This is a genomic window from Kitasatospora aureofaciens (genome assembly GCF_019192735.1).
In the GTDB taxonomy this organism is placed as follows: Bacteria; Actinomycetota; Actinomycetes; order Streptomycetales; family Streptomycetaceae; genus Kitasatospora; species Kitasatospora aureofaciens_A.
On record NZ_JAHTKP010000015.1, the window covers coordinates 1 to 18,088 of the forward strand.

At 71.7% G+C, this 18,088-nt stretch carries 19 protein-coding genes; 6 read left to right on the plus strand and 13 right to left on the minus strand.

Annotated elements, in window-relative coordinates; translation table 11 throughout:
* The first annotated feature begins 429 nt into the window (after nucleotides 1-429).
* Nucleotides 430-1,857 (plus strand): MFS transporter, encoded by a 1,428-nt coding sequence (locus KV557_RS17465; RefSeq protein ID WP_256177565.1) that lies wholly within the window; start codon nucleotides 430-432, stop codon nucleotides 1,855-1,857.
* A 94-nt stretch (nucleotides 1,858-1,951) separates the two neighbouring features.
* On the plus strand, nucleotides 1,952-2,812 hold the full coding sequence (locus KV557_RS17470; RefSeq protein WP_218201225.1) for a helix-turn-helix domain-containing protein: 861 nt from the start codon (nucleotides 1,952-1,954) through the stop codon (nucleotides 2,810-2,812).
* A 73-nt stretch (nucleotides 2,813-2,885) separates the two neighbouring features.
* Here KV557_RS17470 and KV557_RS17475 read toward each other — a convergent pair whose 3' ends face one another.
* From KV557_RS17475 to KV557_RS17520, 10 genes are all read right to left on the minus strand, one after another.
* Nucleotides 2,886-3,836, minus strand: a complete 951-nt coding sequence (locus tag KV557_RS17475; RefSeq protein WP_218201227.1) for a 3-oxoacyl-ACP synthase III family protein — start codon at nucleotides 3,834-3,836, stop codon at nucleotides 2,886-2,888.
* A 107-nt stretch (nucleotides 3,837-3,943) separates the two neighbouring features.
* Complete coding sequence (locus tag KV557_RS17480; RefSeq protein WP_218201229.1) at nucleotides 3,944-4,924, minus strand: aldo/keto reductase; 981 nt, start codon at nucleotides 4,922-4,924, stop codon at nucleotides 3,944-3,946.
* Between the two features lie 28 nt (nucleotides 4,925-4,952).
* The gene (locus tag KV557_RS17485) at nucleotides 4,953-5,510 is read right to left on the minus strand and encodes a carboxymuconolactone decarboxylase family protein (RefSeq protein ID WP_218201231.1); all 558 of its coding nucleotides are present in this window, start codon (nucleotides 5,508-5,510) and stop codon (nucleotides 4,953-4,955) included.
* A gap of 81 nt (nucleotides 5,511-5,591) precedes the next feature.
* On the minus strand, nucleotides 5,592-7,163 hold the full coding sequence (locus KV557_RS17490) for an FAD-dependent monooxygenase (RefSeq protein ID WP_218201233.1): 1,572 nt from the start codon (nucleotides 7,161-7,163) through the stop codon (nucleotides 5,592-5,594).
* Nucleotides 7,164-7,166: 3 nt separating this feature from the next.
* Nucleotides 7,167-7,460 carry a putative quinol monooxygenase gene (locus KV557_RS17495; protein WP_218201235.1) on the minus strand — a complete coding sequence of 98 codons (294 nt, stop codon included), beginning with the start codon at nucleotides 7,458-7,460 and terminating at the stop codon, nucleotides 7,167-7,169.
* Nucleotides 7,461-7,538: 78 nt separating this feature from the next.
* Entirely contained in the window at nucleotides 7,539-8,168 is a 630-nt protein-coding gene (locus tag KV557_RS17500) for a histidine phosphatase family protein (RefSeq protein ID WP_218201237.1), read from the minus strand.
* 11 nt (nucleotides 8,169-8,179) lie between these two features.
* Nucleotides 8,180-8,422: an acyl carrier protein gene (locus tag KV557_RS17505; RefSeq protein WP_218201238.1), complete on the minus strand. Its 243-nt coding sequence runs from the start codon at nucleotides 8,420-8,422 to the stop codon at nucleotides 8,180-8,182.
* 99 nt (nucleotides 8,423-8,521) lie between these two features.
* Complete coding sequence (locus KV557_RS17510; RefSeq protein WP_218201241.1) at nucleotides 8,522-9,523, minus strand: beta-ketoacyl-ACP synthase III; 1,002 nt, start codon at nucleotides 9,521-9,523, stop codon at nucleotides 8,522-8,524.
* Nucleotides 9,520-10,557 carry an AvrD family protein gene (locus tag KV557_RS17515; RefSeq protein ID WP_218201243.1) on the minus strand — a complete coding sequence of 346 codons (1,038 nt, stop codon included), beginning with the start codon at nucleotides 10,555-10,557 and terminating at the stop codon, nucleotides 9,520-9,522. The genes KV557_RS17510 and KV557_RS17515 overlap by 4 nt, the downstream gene beginning before the upstream one ends.
* A complete protein-coding gene (locus tag KV557_RS17520; protein ID WP_256177566.1) occupies nucleotides 10,557-10,955 on the minus strand; it encodes a hotdog fold thioesterase in 399 nt (132 codons plus the stop codon). Before KV557_RS17520 ends, KV557_RS17515 begins: the two co-directional genes overlap by 1 nt.
* Before the next feature lie 492 nt (nucleotides 10,956-11,447).
* Here KV557_RS17520 and KV557_RS17525 point away from each other — a divergent pair, with 492 nt between their 5' ends.
* Complete coding sequence (locus KV557_RS17525; RefSeq protein WP_218201246.1) at nucleotides 11,448-12,425, plus strand: aldo/keto reductase; 978 nt, start codon at nucleotides 11,448-11,450, stop codon at nucleotides 12,423-12,425.
* 81 nt (nucleotides 12,426-12,506) lie between these two features.
* On the opposite strand, the gene KV557_RS17530 is transcribed toward KV557_RS17525, so the two are convergent.
* The 3 genes from KV557_RS17530 to KV557_RS17540 all read right to left on the minus strand — a co-directional run bounded on the left by KV557_RS17530 (nucleotide 12,507) and on the right by KV557_RS17540 (nucleotide 15,043).
* Entirely contained in the window at nucleotides 12,507-13,313 is an 807-nt protein-coding gene (locus KV557_RS17530; RefSeq protein WP_218201248.1) for a helix-turn-helix transcriptional regulator, read from the minus strand.
* A 174-nt stretch (nucleotides 13,314-13,487) separates the two neighbouring features.
* On the minus strand, nucleotides 13,488-14,420 hold the full coding sequence (locus KV557_RS17535; RefSeq protein ID WP_218201250.1) for an NAD-dependent epimerase/dehydratase family protein: 933 nt from the start codon (nucleotides 14,418-14,420) through the stop codon (nucleotides 13,488-13,490).
* Nucleotides 14,414-15,043 carry a ScbR family autoregulator-binding transcription factor gene (locus tag KV557_RS17540; RefSeq protein ID WP_308129944.1) on the minus strand — a complete coding sequence of 210 codons (630 nt, stop codon included), beginning with the start codon at nucleotides 15,041-15,043 and terminating at the stop codon, nucleotides 14,414-14,416. The genes KV557_RS17535 and KV557_RS17540 overlap by 7 nt, the downstream gene beginning before the upstream one ends.
* A 136-nt stretch (nucleotides 15,044-15,179) precedes the next feature.
* Between KV557_RS17540 and KV557_RS17545 the strand changes: the two genes are divergently transcribed.
* The 3 genes from KV557_RS17545 (at nucleotide 15,180) to KV557_RS17555 (ending at nucleotide 18,055) form a co-directional block, all read left to right on the plus strand.
* Nucleotides 15,180-16,172: an AfsA-related hotdog domain-containing protein gene (locus KV557_RS17545; RefSeq protein WP_218201251.1), complete on the plus strand. Its 993-nt coding sequence runs from the start codon at nucleotides 15,180-15,182 to the stop codon at nucleotides 16,170-16,172.
* Nucleotides 16,173-16,366: 194 nt separating this feature from the next.
* Entirely contained in the window at nucleotides 16,367-17,335 is a 969-nt protein-coding gene (locus KV557_RS17550; RefSeq protein ID WP_218201501.1) for a cytochrome c oxidase assembly protein, read from the plus strand.
* A 78-nt stretch (nucleotides 17,336-17,413) separates the two neighbouring features.
* Entirely contained in the window at nucleotides 17,414-18,055 is a 642-nt protein-coding gene (locus KV557_RS17555) for a YdcF family protein (RefSeq protein WP_218201253.1), read from the plus strand.
* Nucleotides 18,056-18,088 lie beyond the last annotated feature (33 nt).

Below are 18,088 nucleotides of genomic sequence, written 5' to 3' on the forward strand. Positions count from 1 at the left end.
TCCTCGGCATGCCCACCGACGAGGCGTCCGTCAACATCACCCGCAGCCGCCTCGGACGCCTCACTCGCCAAGGCTTCCTCACCCAACCCGGACGAGGCCGCTACCAGAAACGGACTTAACGTCCACTCACGGGGCCTCGTACCCGGTCTGGGCCATCCAGGACCACAAGACCGGCGAACTGGTGAAGGCACTGCCGCCCCGCCCCGAACCGCTGCGGTTCTACTCCTACGACCGGGCAGAGCGATGGGTGAGCGCCAACGAGCCCCGTCCGGGCCCCGAGGATGCCTGATGACCGTCGGACTGTCCCGCGACCCGGCCGAAACGACGCCCCTACTCGGACCCCAGCCTGGCACTGCCAGGGATAGGCAGGCCGGGGGTAGGCACAGCCGGGTTCTGGCTGATCAACATCGGCCGCACCAGGCTGGGACCATGACAACCGATACGGCCGTCGCCCCGGCCCAGTCCTCCCCCGTTCGTATGACCGGCCGCCAGCTGACCGTCCTGGTGGTCCTGCTCGCCTCCCAATTCATGATGGCGGCCGACTTCTCGATCCTGAACGTCACCCTGCCCAAGGTCGGTGTGGACCTCGGGTTCACGGCCGGCAACCTGCAGTGGATCACCACGATGTTCGCGCTCTGCGCGGCCGGCTGCACCCTGGTCTTCGGCCGGGTCGGCGACTACCTCGGCCGGCGGCGGATCTTCGTCGCCGGCATGCTGGTGCTCTCGGTCGCCTCGGTGATCGGCGGCATCGCGACCTCCCCGACGCTGCTGCTGGTGGCCCGCACCCTGCAGGGGCTGGCCACCGCGGCCATCACCCCGGCCGCGATGGCGCTGCTGACCACCGCGTTCACCGAGCCCGCGCTGCGCACCAAGGCGCTCGGGCTCAACGGGGTCATGATGAGCTCCGGCTTCACCGTCGGCTCGATCCTCGGCGGGGTGCTCACCGAGCTGCTCTCATGGCGCTGGGCGTTCTTCATCAACATCCCGGTCGCCGTGGCCGCCGTGATCGTGGTGCCGATCGTGGTCGAGGAGAGCCGCGCCGAGAGCCGCAACCGGCTCGACCTGCCGGGCGCCCTGCTGATCACCGCCGGCCTGTTCTCCGGGATCTACGGCATCACCCGGGCCGCCGAGTCCGGCCTGGACGCCCCGGCCGTCGGCACGCTGCTGGCCGCCGTCGTGCTGCTCGCCGTGTTCTGGGTGGTGGAGAGCCGCACCGAGGACGCGCTGGTGCCGGTGCGGATCCTGCGCCTGCCCGACATCGCGCTCAGCAACCTCGGCGCGCTGTTCATCTTCGGCGGCGAGACCGCGATGATCTTCTTCACCGGCCTGTACGTCCAGAACGTGCTGGACTACTCCTCGCTGGCCGCCGGCCTGGCCCTGCTCGGGGTCGGCGCCGGCCAGATCCTCGGCGGCACCATCGGCCCGAAGATCGTCGGCAAGGTCTCGCCGCGCGTGCTGCTGGGCGCCGCGCTGGCCGGGCAGGGGCTGTTCATGCTGCCCATGGTGTGGATGACGGACGCTCCGGTCTGGCTCGTGCCCGTGGTCGCTGCGCAGTTCGTCAACGGCGTCTTCTCGATGCTGGCGATGCTCTCCTTCATGGTGATCGCCACCTCGGCCGTGGACACCTCGATGCAGGGCATGGCCACCGGCATGGCCACCCAGGCGCAGCAGGTCGGCATCGCGATCGGTATCCCGCTGCTGAGCGCGGTGTTCGCCGCGAGCATCGGCGACGGGGGCGGGGCCGCCGACGAGTTGTCCGGCATTCACCTCGCGCTGACCGTCGACGCCGGGCTGCTCGTCGTGGCCGGGGCGCTCCTCTGGGCGGCGCTGCGCCGTCGTGGCGCGACCACCGACTGAGGTGGCGCGACGCCCGTCCGACGTCATGCAACGGCCGTCCGACCTGCCACGACGGCCTTCTGATCCCCGTTCGGCCCCGTGTGACACTAGGAGTGTGGACAAACCAGTGAACACCGATCTGGGTAGCTACCTCAAGCGGATGCGTGAGCGGATCCAGCCGGAGGAAATCGGGCTGGCGGTGCGCGGTGCCCGTCGGGTGCCCGGCCTGCGGCGCGAGGAGGTGGCGGCGCTCGCCGGGGTGAGCCCCACGTACTACACCCGGCTGGAACAGTCGCAGACCGCGCACGCCTCGCCGGCCATCCTGATGGCCATCGCCCGCGCCCTGGACCTCAGCCCGGACGAGGAGGAGTACCTGCTGAAGGTGGGTACCCCGGTGACCGAGCGGGAGACGCCGGCCCGGCGGCCGGAGCAGATCAGCCCGTACACGCGGATGCTGGTCAACTCCCTCGGCAATGCGGCCGTGGCGGTGCTCAACTACCGCTGCGACATCCTTGGTTGGAACTCGCTCTACCACCGGCTGTTCGCCCCGCACCTGGACTTCGACGCGCCGCAGAGCGCGACGGTGCGGCCGAACGTCATCCGGCTGAACTTCCTGGACGACAACGTCCGCGGGCTGTACGTGGACTGGCCGCTGGAGGCCCGGTCGAACGTGTCCTACCTGCGGTACATCGCCGGAGACCACCGACACGACCCGCAGTTGGCCGAGCTGATCGGCGAACTGAGCATCCGGAGCGAGGAGTTCGCCCAACTCTGGATCAGCCACCGGGTGGCAAACTGCACGGTGGGGACGAAGACCTTCGACCACCCGAGCGTCGGGGAGTTCGCGCTGATGTACCAGTCGGCCGATCTGGGCGACGGAAACATCCTGAAGTTCTACCACGCCGAGCCGGACACCCCGAACGACGCGGCCCTGCGGCTGCTCGCAGTGGACCTGAATCCCGCGCACCGGTTCTGACGGAAGGTCAAGAAGCATCAAGAAGCCGCCCGGCAGCCACAGTTGGCTGCCGGGCGGCTTCGGTACGAGGGGCTCAGACCACCTGGATGGCGGTGACGCCCCAGGTGAAGCCGGAGCCGGCGGTGGCGAGCAGCACGAGGTCGCCCGGCTTCAGGCGCTCCGCCCGCTCCAGGTCCTCCAGGGCGAGCAGCGGGTCGGCCCCGCCGAGGTGGCCCTCGACCTCGTAGTTGAAGACGCTGCGCTCGTGCGGCAGGCCGAGGGTGTCCAGGAGCTGTCGCTGGGTGTTCTGGTTGCCGTGGGTGACCAGCAAGTACGCCACGTCGTCCAGGCTCCGGCCGACGGCGGCAAGAACCTGGTGCGTGAGCACGGTGAAGTTCGTGATGAATGCCTCGCCGAGGCCTTCGCCGCCGTCCCGGCGGAAGACCTTCACCTCGTTGTCCCGGATCTCCCCGTAGTACAGGTCGACGAAGGCCGGGTCGGTCCGGTTGGCCGAACCGAGCAGCTCGTAGCGGGGGTTCTCGGCCGAGACCAGGACGGCGGCGGCGCCGTCGGCGAAGTTGAAGAGCTCGACCAGGCCGCCCGGCCGGTCGACGAGCTGGCTGAGCCGGTCGGCGACGATGACGAGGGCATAGCGGCAGGCGCCGGTCCTGACCTGCTCGTCGGCGATCCGGAAGGCGGTGGGGGCGGCGTTGCAGAAGTTGGACACCTCGTAGCAGTGCGCGTGGTGCACACCGAGCTCCAGGGCGATCTTCGCAGCCGGCGACCAGAACGGGGTGCCCCATTCGCTGGAGCCCGCGTAGATGACCAGGCCGACGTCGTCGGGCGACACGCCGTTGCGGGCGAGGACCTTGGCGGCGGCGTCCCGGCCGAGACTCCACGAGCTCTCCCCCGGACCGAGCGCCGAGAGCCGGCCCGCGGGCAGGATCTCGGTCAACTTGCCGAGGTCGCAGCCGGATTCACGGGCGAGGTCGTCGACGGTGACCTTGGCGCTGCCGGTGGTGAGGGCGAAGTCGGTGATGCCCATGGTTGTCTCCGATTCGGTGTGGTGCCGTGCGCGGTGCGGGCAGGGAGGTGCCCCGGAGGCCCGGCCGACGGGGGTGCGGCCGAGCCTCCGGAGGTCAGGGGGAGCGGTCAGACGTATTCGACGACCGCGTGCGGGACGTACGGCGCTTCCAACCGGGCGAGTTCGGCCTCATCGAGTTCGACGTCCAACGCGGCCACCGCGTCCCGCAGATGGTGCGGCGCGGTCGCGCCGATCACCGGCGCGGTGACGGCCGGCTGCCGGAGCAGCCAGGCCAGCGCGATCTGGGCACGCGGGAGCCCGCGTTCGGCGGCGATCTCCGCAACGGCCTGGGCGACGCGGCGGTCAGCAGCCTCGGTCGGGCCGTAGAACCGCTCCTGGATGGGGTCGCCCGCGGTCCGGGCGGACAGCGCGTCCCAGTCCCTGGTCAGCCGGCCGCGGGCCAGCGGGGACCACGGGGTGACGCCGACCCCCTCCGCGAGGCAGTACGGGATCATCTCCCGCTCCTCCTCGCGGTTGATCAGGTTGTAGTGGTTCTGCATGCTGACGAACCTCGTCCAGCCGTGGAGGTCCGCCGTGTACTGGGCCTTGACGAACTGCCAGGTGTGCATGGACGACGCGCTTAGGTAGCGGACCTTGCCCGCGGTGACGGCGTCATGCAGGGCCGCCATGGTCTCCTCGACGGGCGTGTCGTAGTCCCAGCGGTGGATGATGTACAGGTCGATGTAGTCGGTGCCGAGCCGGCGCAGGCTGGCGTCCAGTTCGCGCATGATGGCGCCGCGGGACAGGCCCCCGGACAGCGGCCCCGGGCCCATGGCCTCGTAGACCTTGGTGGCGATGACGACGTCCTCGCGCCGCGCCAGCTTCTTCAGCGCCCGGCCCAGGTACTCCTCGCTGGTGCCCAGCGAGTAGATGTTGGCCGTGTCGAAGAAGTTGACGCCGAGATCGAGGGCCTGGGCGACGAACGGCAGGCTCTCCTCCTCGGGCAGCGACCAGGGATGGGTGCCCTGGCCGGGCTCGCCGTAGCTCATGCACCCGAGCGCCAGCCGGGACACCTTGAGGCCGGACGAGCCCAGCCGTGCGTACTTCACCGTGCTTCCCTTCGCTGGTGGCGGCCGGTCACTTGACCTCGGTCAGCCGGCCCCAGGAGGCGATGTCCTGGTCGAGCGGGATGTCCAGGCTGGCCAGGAACATCGCGGTCATCGCGCTGTGGCCGGCCAGGTGGGTCACCTCGGCGACCTCGTTCTGCGAGTAGTGCTCCCGCAGGCCCCAGAAGGCGTCGTGGCCGGCCTTGTGGTGCAGGATGCAGTCGTCGACGTAGCGGACCAGGGCGGCCCGGGAGGCCGGCATCCCGTCGAACCGGCCCTCCTCGATGGCCTCGATCTCGGCGTCGGTGAGCCCGGCCTTGACGGCCAGCGGGTAGTGCAGCAGGCGCTCGAACTCGCTGTCCCGCAGCTTGGCCACGCGCAGCACGATGACCTCGCGGTCCAGCAGGCTCAGCAGGCCGACGGTGAAGGAACCGCCCAGGGCGAGATGCGGCGCGGCGGAGCCCTTGGTGAGCAGCAGGGCTCGGGTCAGGTTGGACTGGAACTTCCCGTAGACCTCGCGCTGCTCGGGGGTCATGTCGGCGACCTCAGTCAGGGTCACGCGCTGGGTCTTCTCGGTGTTCTCGGTCATCTCGGTTCTCTCCTCGGTGAGTTGGTTCTGACAGTGGTGTGGTTCAGGCTGCTGACGGTTGCTCAGGTGGTGGCAGTGGGTTCAGGTGGTGACGAGGGTGTCGGCGGTCCGGACCGGTCCGGCCAGGTGGCTGCCCAGGGCCCGCTCGACCGCGTGGACGGCCGCCTCGGGCCGGCGGTCGTCGAGGTCCACGACGGTGTCCAGGTGGCCGTCCGGGCGGACCAGCAGGGCGGCGGGTGCCGGGCCGAGCTTGGCCAGCAGCGGGCCGGGCGGGCGGCCACCGAGGTCGGTGACGGCGGCGCGGTCGATCTCCGTGCGCAGCCGCTCGACCAAGCGGACCCAGCGGTCGTACTGGTATTCCAGGCCGGGCCAGAGCAGCACGGTGAAGCGGTCGACGGCGAGGACCGGCGCGGCGGCGGACGCGCGCCAGCCGAGCGGCAACCGTTCCCCGGGGACCACGCCGCGGCGCTTCGGCCGGGGGCCGTAGTGGGTGTCTATCTGGGCGAGCCTCGGTGCCAGGACGCGTTCGAGGACCTGCGTGGCCGAGCCGAGCCGGTAGAGGACGTCCCGCCCGAGGATCTGGTGCGGCTTGGTGTACAGGCCGATCCGGGCGAGGCGGGTGGAGAGCCCGGCGACGGTCTCGACGGCGGGGCGGCGCTCGCGGTCGTAACTGGCCAGCACACCGGGCCGGTAGTCGCCGCGGAGCACGCCGGCGAGCTTCCAGCCGAGATTGACGGCGTCCTGGATGCCGGTGTTGACGCCCTGGGCACCGGAGGGGCTCATGGCGTGGGCGGCGTCCCCGACCAGGAAGACCCGGCCGTGCCGGTAGCTGCTCGCCGAGCGGACGTGTGCGGTGAAGATGCCGCTGAACTTCATCTCGCCGAGCCGCCGTTCGCCGGGGACCCGCTCGCGCAGCAGCTGCTCGAAGAACTCCCGGTCCGGTTCTCCCCGGTAGCGGTCCGGCACGCTGGCTCCCACCCGGAAGATGCCGCCGCCGAGCGGGGCGAGCACCATGTTGCCGGTGCGGGTCAGGTAGTAGGCGGCTTCGCTGCTGGTGGTCTCGCCGACCAGCTCGGCGTCGGTGATGGCGAGCCGGGTGCGCATGGTGCGGCCGGCGAACTCGAAGCCGAAGGCGGGGCGGACGGTGCTGTTGTAGCCGTCGGCGCCGACCACGTAGTCGTACGAGCGGACGGTCGGCTCACCGTCGGGACCGTGCAGGCGGCACTGGACGGCGTCGGCGGTCTGGGTGCCGTCGACGAACGTGTGGTCGTAGCGGATCGTGCCGCCGAGGGTCGCGAGGTGCTCCTCCAGGATCGCCTCGGTGCGCCACTGCGGGATGGTGATGGCGAAGGGGTAGCCGACGCCGCGCAGCCGGTCGAGACGGACCAGGCCGACCATCTTCTTGTTGGAGTAGTAGTTCATCTGGTCGAAGTAGTGGCCTGCCGCGACCAGCTTCTCCCCCACGCCCACCCGGTCGAGCAGCTCCAGGATCCGCGGCCACAGGATGGTGGCGCGCGAATGCGGGCTTTCCCGGCGGGCGTTGGAGATCACCTCGACCTGGACGCCGTGCCGCAGCAGCTCGCAGGCGAGCACCATGCCGACCGGCCCGGCGCCCACCACGAGCACGCGCGGCTGTCCGTACTCCTCGGCCATGCCTCAGCCGCCGATCTCGACCAGTCGGTGCACCCGGGCCGCGGCACGGAAGGCGCCGTCAACCTTGGCGAGGAACGCCGCGGTGTACTCCTCCTTCATGTGGAGGTCGATGGCGTGCTGGTCGGCCCAGTCCTCGACCAGGACGACGGTGTGCTCCTCGGCCTGCGAGCGGAAGACGTCGAAGCGCAGGGCGCCCTCTTCCCGGCGGGTGTGCGCGGCCAGCTCCTGAAAGGCGGCCAGGGTGGGCTCCAGGCGCTCGGGGAGGACATCGAAGGTGACGACGATCTGGATGGTCATGGCGGGGGCCTTTCGTTGGGGGGCAGCAGGGGCTGCGGTGGTCAGCAGGGGCTGCAACGGTCAACAGGGAACGGGCGGTCAACAAGGGTGGGGCGGCAGCCCGTCCTGGCATGCGTGCGGGGCGACGTCCCAGCGCCACTGCTCGACGCGCAGGTCGCCGTCGGGCGCACGGACGGCGTCCACCACGACCGCACGGCAGTTGCCCACCATCGGGCCGTCCGGGCAGCCGGGCAGGTACGGACGCAGCAGGTTCAGCACGCCGCCGTGCGTCATCACCAGGATCGGCCCACCGCGATCGGCCCCCGCAAGCTGGGCCAGCGCGGCGACGAAGCGGCGGCGGGCGTCCGTCCCGGTCTCGCCGCCGGGCGGGGCGTAGCCGGGGTCGGTGAGCAGCCGGCGCAGCTCGTCCGGGTGTTCGGCGGCGTAGCGGGCCCGGTCGAGGCCGTCGACCTCGCCCAGGTGCCGTTCGCGCAGCCCGTCGAGGGTCTGCTGCGGCAGGCGCAGCCGGTCGGCGGCGGGCCGGGCGGTGTCGACGGCCCGGGCCAGCGGGGAGGAGTGAACGGCGGCCCACCGGCCCGGTGTCAGCCGCTCGGCCATCTCCTGCGCCTGCCGCCGTCCTTCGGCGTTGAGCGGGATGTCGGCCTGGGCCTGGAAGCGGTTCCGGGCGTTGAGATCGGTCTGGCCGTGACGCAGCAGGACGAGGCGCACGGTGGGCGGCCTCAGGCGGCGGCGCCGAGCGAGCTGATCGTCTCGGCGGCCTCTCCGACGGTCTGGCCGGCGTCGAGGACGCCTTCCTGGATGGAGACGCCGAGGCGCTTCTCCAGGATCAGCGACATCTCCAGCAGGGTGAGCGAGTCCACGGAGAGCTCCTCGAAGACGACCTCGGAGGAGAGCTCCTCGGCGGGTACCTCGTACTTGGTGGTCAGGATCTCGATGATCATCTCGGTGACGGTCTGGGTCATCTCTGGTCTCCTCGTGCGAAAGGGTGTGGCCGGCTCGCGTGAAGGGTGTCGGTCGGCTCGTGCGAAAGATGCGAAAGATGCGAAAGGGTGTCGGCCGGCTCAGCCGACCATGACGTCGGGCCAGGTGAGGGTCGCCGCGCCCCAGGTGGCGCCGCCGCCGAAGGCGGTCAGGAGCACCCGGTCGCCCGGGGTGAGCCGCCCGTCGGCGGCGCCGTCGGCGAGGGCGAGCGGGATGGAGGCGGCGGAGGTGTTGCCGACCCGGTCGATGTTGATGACGGCCCGGTCGGCGGGGATGCCGAGCTGTTCGGCGACGGCGTGGATGATCCGGACGTTGGCCTGGTGGGCGACCACCCGGTCGACGTCGGTCACCTGCCAGCCGGTCCGTTCCAGGACGGTCCGGGACGACTCGGCCATGCGCCGCACCGCGGTGAAGAACACCGACTTGCCGGCCATCCGGAAGTAAGCGTCCTCCGGAAGCGGCGGCCGGCCGCCGGAGCGCTCCTCGGCGCCTCCGCCGCGGACGGTGATCAGGTCGGCCATGCTGCCGTCACTGCCGAGCTGGACGTGCCGGACAGCTCCCGGTTCGTCCGGCTGCCCGGCCCGCAGGACGACCGCGCCGGCGCCGTCGCCGAAGATGGCCGCGGTGGAGCGGTCCGCCGGATCGAGGATGGTGCTGAAGGTCTCGGCGCCGATGACCAGCACGCGCTCGGCGTGGCCGGCGGCGATGGCGTCCGCGCCGACCTGCAGGGCGTAGAGGAAGCCGGAGCAGACAGCGGCGACGTCGAAGGCCGGGACGCCGACCAGGCCGATCCGGGTGGCGACGGAGGGTGCGGTGGCCGGGCAGGGCCGGTCGGGGGTGGTGGTGGCGAGCACGACCAGGTCGACGGTGGTCGTCCCGGCGCTCTTGAGGGCGCGCTGCCCGGCCTCGACGGCGAGGTCGCCGGTGGTCATGCCGGGGTCGATGACGTGGCGCTGCACGATGCCGGTGCGGGTGCGGATCCACTCGTCGGAGGTGTCCAGGCGCCGGGCCAGTTCGTCGTTGGTGACGACGCGCGGGGGCACGGTGGCTCCGACGCCAGCGAGGACGGCCGCGCGGGTCATCGCGTCACCGCCCCGGGCTCGGCCGTCAGCGAGTGGTCCGCGGGCAGCCGGTGGGTGACGGCGGAGCGCAGCTCGATGCCGGCCATCTCGGCGGCCACGGTCATGGTGCGCCAGGTGTCGCCGTTCAGCCGGAGCAGGTCGGGCTCGGCGAGGGCGGTCGTCACCGGGACTCCCCCGTCGAAGGGGCGGTGCGCGGTGGCCGCGGACAGCACGGTCTGGCGCATCCAGAGGGTGTCGCTGTCCTGGCGGCGGACCCCGTCCATCTCGTAGAGCATCACCTGGGCGAGCTGGAGGGCGGTCACGAAGGTGTCGACCATGGTGACGGACGGACCGTAGGCGGTCTCCAGGCCGCGCGGGGTCGGGCTGGCCGGTTCCTCCTGCTCGATGCCGAGCCGGGCGGTGGCGGTGAGCGCGGCCTGATCCACCGTGACGTCGCGGACGAGCTGGCGGCGCGTGGTGAACCCGTGGTCGTAGTAGCGGTCGGCGGCGGGCCCGAGGACCTCGGCCGGATTCGCGTACTGCCACCGGCCCTGGCGGGGGCTGCCGCTCGGGTGGACCAGCTCGCAGCGCACCCGCATGGTGCCGATGCTGCAGTCGATCACCGAGACCGACCAGCCGGGGGCACCGTCGAGCGGCTCCTGCCGGCGGCAGGTGGCGATCGCCTCCAGCCGGTCGAGGTCCTCCTGCGGACGGTTGCCGGCGGTGATCCGCACCTTGCGCAGCCATGCCTCGCGCAGGTCGTCGCCGCGCCGGTCGGTGAGGCAGAGTTCGGCGAGCTGGGCGGCGAGCACGAGCCCGTCGACGGTGCTGAAGTGCGGGCGGAGGTCGCCGACGGCCTTGCGGGACCAGTCGGACGGGTAGCGGACCCGGACCACAGCCCGGGCGCCGGCCACGCCGTCCGGGGTGCGGGCGACCCGGATGTGGCTCAGGTCGTACTGGACCCGCCGGAAGCCCCGGCCGAAGAAGCGCCGGTCGCCGGGGCCGAGGTAGTCGTCGACCGAGGCCAGTACGGTGTGCGCGACCTGGGTGGTCATCAGTGCTCCGTCCGTCGGGAGTCGTCCTGGGGGTGGCCGGCCCGGCGCCGGGTGGCGCCGCGCCGGATGACGCAGGTGAGCAACGCGGTACAGGTCCGCTGCCCGGACCCGTCGGTGATGGCGATCTGATACGAGGCCACCGACTCCCGCTCGTACAGCGGTCGGCACTCGCCGGTCAGCGTGCCGGAGGAGACCCAGCGGTGGTGGGTGCAGGAGAGGTCGAGGCCGACCGCGTTGCCGTCCGGTCCGGCGTACATCAGCGCGGCCAGCGAGCCGAGGGTCTCGGCGAACACCGCGTTGGCACCGCCGTGCAGGATGCCGGTGGGCTGGCGGTTGCCGGTGACCGGCATCGTGCCGGTCACCAGGCCGGGTTCGCAGCGGCGGATTTCGATTCCCATGCGGTGTGTGAGCTGTTCGAGTTCGTAATCGGCATTGACGGGAATGGGCCCGAGCGTCATACGGGTCATCACGGCCTCCATCCGCCCGCGGACGCGGGCACAGGAATGGCTGGAATAGGTGGCTGGGCTGAATTTGACAGGTCTGGGGAATTCCGCGGCGCTACGCGGTCGGCGCGGTTCGGCGAGGGCGACGCTGCCCGCGAACCCGTTGTCCGGACCGGCGGTGCGGAATTGAACGAGTCCGAGTCAAACATGATCACCGGGCCGGGACAAGCACGTGGCCCATAGCGGCCACGATCCGCTCCAGGCCTTGTCGAGGAGTCCCAAGCCGCCGGTCGACCTCGGGGTTTCGGGTAGGTGACGGAGCGTCAGTGCTGGTTTGGTGAACAGCCTTCGACTGTGGTTGTCTGCTGGCGTCGGGAATCCGCGGGGCTGCCGACACGCCCCCGCCGCACTGTCGTCATCCGTTGACGAAAGGTTGGTTCTCTTTCCATGCAACGCATTTCCCTGGGCACGCTCGAAGTTTCGTGCATCGGCCTCGGCGCGATGTCGATGTCGGACTACTACACGGGCGCCGGAAGCGACGACCATGAATCCGTCAGGGCCATCCGGTGCGCCCTCGACCTCGGGGTGAATTTCCTGGACACCGCCGAGATCTACGGTCCGTTCACGAATGAGGAACTGGTCGGCCGGGCGATCGCGGGGCGGCGCGACGAGGTGGTGCTGGCCACCAAGTTCGGCCTCGTCGCACACGGCGGCGCCGGCCCGAACACGCTCGACAGCTCGCCCGCCAACATCCGCACCGCGGTCGAGGGTTCGCTCAAGCGGCTGGGCACCGACCGGATCGACCTGTACTACCAGCACCGGGTCGACCCGGGCACGCCGATCGAGGAGACGGTGGGCACGCTGGCCGAGCTGGTCCGGGAGGGCAAGGTGCGGCACATCGGCCTGTCCGAGGCCGGCCCGGAGACCATCCGGCGCGCCCACGCAGTCCACCCGGTGACGGCGGTGCAGACCGAGTACTCGCTGTGGACGAGGGACCCGGAGCAGGCCCTGCTGCCACTGCTGCGCGAGCTCGGCATCGGGCTGGTCGCGTACTCGCCGCTCGGGCGCGGCTTCCTCACCGGGTCGATTCGCTCTACGGACCAACTCGACGCCGGCGACTTCCGGTTGACGACCCCGCGGTTCGCCGGGGCGAACTTCGGGGCCAATCTGCGGATCGTCGAGGAGGTGCAGCAGGTGGCCGCCGAGGCCGGGGCGACCGCGGCCCAGATCGCGCTCGCCTGGCTGCTCTCCCGGGGCACGGACATCGCACCGATCCCCGGGACCAGGCGCAGCACCCGCGTCGAGGAGAACGCGGCGGCCGCCTCCGTGGCGCTGACCCCGGCCCAGCTGGCGCGGCTCGACGCGATCGCGCCGGCCGTGGGGGCGCGCTACGCCGAGCAGGACCTCGCGCGCACCGGGCTCTGAGCGGTCGCGGCCGGGGCGCGCGGGCTGCCCGTTCCGCCCCGGCCGCGACCCCGTGTGCGGCTCCCGCACCTGGAAGATTCGTCAGATCCACCGTCGCCGGGCTGCCTCGGCGCCGGCCTGAAAGCGGCTGCGGGCGCCGAGTTTGGCCATCAGGTCAGCGATGGTCCGGCGGTTGGTGCGCACCGAGAGCCCTGTCCGCGCGGCGATGCCACTGTCGGTGAGCCCATCGGCCAGCAGCCGCAGGATCTCGCTCTCCCGACGGTCCGGCGAGTGGGCGGAAACCGGCTCGCTTGGTTCGCCCAACTCGGCTCCCTGCAACCAGAGTTGTTCGAAGAGCAGGCGGCAGGCCGCCACCGGGGCCACCCCGCGCAGGAAGACCCAGCCGGCCTGTTCGACGGCCGGGTCCGCCGGAACGATCGCGGCGTCCCCGTCCGCGACCGCCATCCACAGCGGCAGTCGCGGGAGGGTCAGGATCTCCACGCCCAGGCCCGCCATCCGGCCGGTGCTCTCCAGGTACGCGGGGTCGTCCAGGCTCTCCGGGCCGAGCGCGCGGATCCGCACCCCGCGGCCGATCAGCTCCGCGCCCAGCAGTTCGAAGCGGGCCCGCAGGCGCGGGTCGAGCGGCACTCTCGGCAGGACCACCAGAACCTCGCGCGCAGCCCGCCCAGCCAGCACACCGAGGCCGTCGAGCAGCCCGGCCGCGCCGGTGAGCCACTGCGAAGGCCCGCCCGGAGCAGCGGGCCGGAACGGGACAGTCGGGCGACTCTGGTTCGGCCCCATCTGGGCACCCGCCGCCGGTCCGCCCGGGCGGCCGGTCCGCTCACGCGGACCGGCCCCGCGAAGCGCGTCGATCGACTCAGCCAGTGCCTGAGCCTTGGGCGTACTCATTGCTCCCCCTGTCACCATCCGAGTGGCCGATTGGAGAAGACATGGCACCCCGGTTTCCCGGTAGTGACGCTCCCCCACCCGCCGTCCGGTCCGACTCCGCGAGCGACAATACAGAACGTTCTCTTTGTTTTTGTGTGATGGCGCTCACACCTTGTCAAGGTGAAAAAGCCCAGATCAGGACCGTCCCAACGCCTCCCGGTACCAGGCGGCCGCGGACGCGAGGCGAGCCAGCGGGCCCGGGCCGGGCGGGCAGGCGGCGAGCTGCCAGATCTCCTCGCTCCGGTACCAGTGGTCCCGTGCGACCAGCGCGAACTGGCGCTCCGAGACCCGGCCGGGGTTCGCCGCCAGCAGGCGCAGGCATTCGGGCCACGGCAGGCCCGGCTCCTCCGGCGCGGGCAGGACGCCGTGCCGCGCCAGGGCGGCCAGCAGGTCTCCGGCCCGCACCGGCTCGGGGTGGCTGGCGTGGTACACGCCCGACGGGACCGCGCGCTCCCCGGTCGCCAGGGCGGCCACCAGCCGGGCGAGGTCGTCCCGGTCCACCATGGACAGCCGCGCCGACCCGCCGTCCCAGAGCACCGGGACTCGGCGGAGCAGTTCGTCCAGCGCGGGCACCACCCAGCGGTCGCCGGCCCCGGTCACCAGGCCGGGCCGCAGCACGACGGCGCCCGCGTCCAGCGCGAAGCGCTCCCCGAGGAGCCTGGTCCGGCTGGCCTCCGACACCGGTACGGCGGGCACGCCGCCCACCTCGATGCCCGAGTGCGGCCCCTCGCCATACACGGCGGCGGTGGACAGGTGGACGATCCGGCCGACGCCGGCCCGCGCGGCCGCGGCCATCAGCGCCTCGGTGCCGCGGACGTTGACCGCCTCGCACTCCTCGGTGCTGCCGCTCACCCGGGACGCGAGGTGGACCAGTACCTCGGCGCCGTCGCAGAGCGCGGCCGACGCCGCCGGGTCGGTGAGGTCGCCGGCCACCCACTCGGCCGGTCCGGCGTCCTCCGGCACCCGGCGGGCCAGGGCGCGCACCCGCGCACCGCCGTCGACCAGGGCCCGGAGCGCGGCGGAGCCGATGAACCCCGTCGCCCCGGTGAGCGCGACCCGGGTCAGCACGCCCACTCCCGGCCGCGCTGCGGGTCCAGCACCAGCCGCTCGCCCATGTCGGCGGCGGCGATGCCGGGCATCAGGCACCGCCAGAGCCGGGTGATCCGGTCCGGCAGGTCCGCCCGGCCGCTGGCGATCTGCGACATCACCTGGGAGCCGGTGAACCCGGCCACCAGGACGGCGGCGAAGGCGTCCTCGTCCGCCTCGGGCCGCAGTTCGCCCTGCGCCCGGGCGACGGACAGCTCGGCCCGGAAGCACTCGATCCACTCCTGGTAGATCGAGTACTCGGCGAGCCCGGACTCGCTCTGCTCGACCGCCAGCCGCACACCGGCCCGGAGCACCACGTTCCGCTGGAGCTCGTGGGCCAGGTAGAAGGTGAGGTCGATCAGCTGCTGCAGACCGCGGGCCTCCTGCGGCATCCCGTACAGGCGGGCCGCCTGGTACATGATCACCGCCCGCGCCAGGTCCTCCTTGGACTTGAAGTGGAAGTAGATCGCGCCCTGCGTCGTCTCGGCGCGTTCCATGATCCTCATGATCGACGCCCCGGCATAGCCGGATTCGTCGAAGACCTCCGCCGCCGCCTCCAGGATCATCTCCCGGGTACGAACCGCCCGCTCCTGCCTGACCGCCACTGCCACCTCACCCGTCCCCTGCCAAAAAGAAACCGGCCCGGACACCGGTCCGAAACCGCCTTCGCTATATGCTGCACCGTCCGCCGTTCCGGACGCATGGCCGAGACCAGCACCGAAAGAAGGAAAGCACACCGTTATGTCCGGTATTGAGATCATCACCGAACCGGCTACCGGCTCCGCCATTGCGCAAAAGCTCGTCCACAAGTCGGACGCGGACGAGGTCTTCCTCACATTCTGGCGCCGGACCGGGCCCGACTCGTTCTCGGTGACCGCACACTGGCCTTCAGACCGGCCATTCTACCGAGCGGCGGACGGCGGCTTCGAGCCGCTGCTGGTGACCGAGACAGTTCGTCAACTCTTCCCGCTGATCTGCCATGTTGGGTACGACACGCCCTTCGACCACCATCTGGTGTGGGAGAGCTACCGGTACGAGCTGGATCCGGCGGTGCTGCGGTGCGACGGCGGACCGATCGAACTCGAACTGCGGGTGGTCTGTTCCGAGCTGGTCCACCGGAGATCCCAGCTGGCCGGCATGACGATGGACGTGGACCTCCTGCGGGACGGGAATCGACTCGCCTCGGCCTGTTCCCGGTTCACCGTCCAGGCCCACGGGATCTATGTGCGGCTGCGCGGGGGGAATTCGGACAGCATACAGGCGATGGCGGCCGCACCGGCGGCCCCCGAGGGAATTTCCGCCGAATACGCCGGGCGGCCGGACCGGGCCGACGTGGTGCTTTCCGATATCCCACCCGGCGGGAGGCCGGAGGCAATATCGGGGGCAATACCGGAGCCAATACCGGAGGCAATGGCCGACGGAATGCCCGAGGCCGCGGCGGGAAATCTGCGCGCCTGGTGGCTGCGGGTGGACACCGCGCACCGGAAGTTCTTCGACCACCCCGTCGACCACGCCCCCGGCATGCTGCTGCTGGAGGCCGCCCGCCAGGCCGCGCGGGCCGCGCTGCACCCGCTCCCGGCCCTCCCGGTGGCCATGTCCGCCGCCTTCCACCGGTACGTGGACCTGGATGCCCCCTGTCGGATCACGGCCCGGGTCGAGTCGCCCGCGCTGGTCCGGGTCACCGCCGAACAGCACGGCCGGCTCTGCTTCACCGCGGACGTCGGCGCAGCGTGAGTCGGTGGGCCGGCCCGCCTGCGCCGGTGGACCTGCCCGAGGGCCGCACCTCCACCCGTACGGAGGGGGTGGGGGCAAGGCACCGGGTAAGGCCCGCCTAGGCTGTATGCCAAGCAAACCGGGCGAACCGGACCCACTCCAGGGGCCACAAAGACGGAAAGCAGGACCCGCCGATGGGCGACGGAATGTCAGGAATGCACCACCACGGCGGGATGACCCACCTAGGCCCGTTCACCCTCTCCAACGTCTGGACCTGGTCCCCCGACTGGGTGTTCCTGATCGGCAGCCTGATCGCCCTGGCGCTCTACGCGGCCGGCGTGGTCCGGCTCCACCGGCGCGGCGACCGCTGGCCGATCGGCCGGACGGTCGGCTGGGCGGCCGGCGTCGGCACGGTGATCCTGGTCACCTGCACCGGGCTGAACGACTACGGCATGGCGCTGTTCAGCGCGCACATGATCCAGCACATGGTGCTCTCCATGCTGTCGCCGATCCTGCTGCTGCTCGGCGCCCCGATCACGCTGGCGCTGCGCGCACTGCGTCCGGCCGGCAAGGGGCGTCCGCGCGGGCCGCGCGAGCTGCTGGTGGCGCTGCTGCACAGCCGCTATGTCAAGGTGATCTCGCACCCGGCGTTCACCATCCCGCTGTTCATCGCGAGCCTGTACGGGGTCTACTTCACCCCGCTGTTCGACTTCCTGATGCAGTACCGCGCCGGGCACATCTTCATGATGGTGCACTTCCTGGCCACCGGTCTGGCGTTCTTCTGGCCGATCATGGGCGTGGACCCGGGCCCGAACCGCCCCGGCCACGTGATGCGGATCATCGAGCTGTTCATGGGCATGCCGTTCCACGCCTTCTTCGGCGTGGCGGTGATGATGGCCAACCACCAGCTGGTCAGCACGTTCACGGCGGCGGGCGCACCGCCCGGCACCGACCTGCTGGCGGACCAGAAGCTGGCCGGCGGCATCACGTGGGCGTTCGGCGAGATCCCGACCGCGATCGTGCTGATCGCGCTGGTGTACCAGTGGATGCGCTCCGAGCAGCGCCAGGCCCGCCGCGCCGACCGTGCCGAGGAGCGCAGCGGCGACGCCGAGCTGGAGGCGTACAACGCCTACCTGGCGTCGCTCGACAAGCGCGGCCGGCGCCCGGCGGCCGACGCGAGCTGAGCATCCGTCCTTCCAGCCCTGGAACCCCCGTCCCGGAACGCCCCGGAACGGGGGTTCCGCCGTAGGCGTTCGGAAGGTATGCACGTCCTCCTGATCGTCGCCGTCCTGCTCGGCGGGTACGCCCTGCTGTGGCTGCTCGGCTTCCTCGGCCGGGCGCTGCACCACCACCGGCGGCCCGTCCCGGCCGGTGCCGACTACCTGGTCGTGCTGGGCGCCGGGCTGGACGGCTGCGAGCCCGCGGCGCCGCTGGCGGCCCGGCTGGACGCGGCGCTGGAACGTTTCGCCGCCGAGGAGGCCGCGGGGTACGAGCCGCTGCTCCTCGTCACGGGCGGGAAGGGCGCGCACGAGGAGTGCACCGAGGCCGCCGCGATGGCCCGCTACCTGGCCGCCCGGGGCGTCCCCGCAGGGCGGATCCGGCGCGAGGAGCGGGCGGTGAACACGGCCGAGAACTTGCGGTTCAGCGCGGCGCTGATGGCCGCCGAGCGGCCCGGCTACCGGTGCACCGTCGTCACCAGCGGCTTCCACGTCGTCCGCTCCGCGCTCGCCGCCCGCCGGGCGGGCGTCCCCGGCCGGGTGGCCGGCGCGGACGGTCTGCTCGCGCACGGGCCGTACGCGCTGCTGCGGGAGGCGGTCGGGACGGCGCTGGCGTACCCGAGGGCCAATGCCGCCGCCGTCGTGCTGTTGGCCGCGGCCGGGGTGACCGTCGGCCTCTCCCGATAGCCCACGACAGCCGACGGCACAAACGCGGGGCGG

What these genes read in the sequence shown, in the direction of transcription:
- KV557_RS17465 (WP_256177565.1), top strand. Translation starts at nt 430, where the DNA reads ATGACAACCGATACGGCCGTCGCCCCGGCCCAGTCCTCCCCCGTTCGT.
- KV557_RS17475 (WP_218201227.1), bottom strand. Translation starts at nt 3,836, where the DNA reads ATGGGCATCACCGACTTCGCCCTCACCACCGGCAGCGCCAAGGTCACC.
- KV557_RS17485 (WP_218201231.1), bottom strand. Translation starts at nt 5,510, where the DNA reads ATGACCGAGAACACCGAGAAGACCCAGCGCGTGACCCTGACTGAGGTC.
- KV557_RS17490 (WP_218201233.1), bottom strand. Translation starts at nt 7,163, where the DNA reads ATGGCCGAGGAGTACGGACAGCCGCGCGTGCTCGTGGTGGGCGCCGGG.
- KV557_RS17495 (WP_218201235.1), bottom strand. Translation starts at nt 7,460, where the DNA reads ATGACCATCCAGATCGTCGTCACCTTCGATGTCCTCCCCGAGCGCCTG.
- KV557_RS17505 (WP_218201238.1), bottom strand. Translation starts at nt 8,422, where the DNA reads ATGACCCAGACCGTCACCGAGATGATCATCGAGATCCTGACCACCAAG.
- KV557_RS17510 (WP_218201241.1), bottom strand. Translation starts at nt 9,523, where the DNA reads ATGACCCGCGCGGCCGTCCTCGCTGGCGTCGGAGCCACCGTGCCCCCG.
- KV557_RS17515 (WP_218201243.1), bottom strand. Translation starts at nt 10,557, where the DNA reads ATGACCACCCAGGTCGCGCACACCGTACTGGCCTCGGTCGACGACTAC.
- KV557_RS17520 (WP_256177566.1), bottom strand. Translation starts at nt 10,955, where the DNA reads ATGGGAATCGAAATCCGCCGCTGCGAACCCGGCCTGGTGACCGGCACG.
- KV557_RS17525 (WP_218201246.1), top strand. Translation starts at nt 11,448, where the DNA reads ATGCAACGCATTTCCCTGGGCACGCTCGAAGTTTCGTGCATCGGCCTC.
- KV557_RS17530 (WP_218201248.1), bottom strand. Translation starts at nt 13,313, where the DNA reads ATGAGTACGCCCAAGGCTCAGGCACTGGCTGAGTCGATCGACGCGCTT.
- KV557_RS17545 (WP_218201251.1), top strand. Translation starts at nt 15,180, where the DNA reads ATGTCCGGTATTGAGATCATCACCGAACCGGCTACCGGCTCCGCCATT.
- KV557_RS17550 (WP_218201501.1), top strand. Translation starts at nt 16,367, where the DNA reads ATGCACCACCACGGCGGGATGACCCACCTAGGCCCGTTCACCCTCTCC.
- KV557_RS17555 (WP_218201253.1), top strand. Translation starts at nt 17,414, where the DNA reads ATGCACGTCCTCCTGATCGTCGCCGTCCTGCTCGGCGGGTACGCCCTG.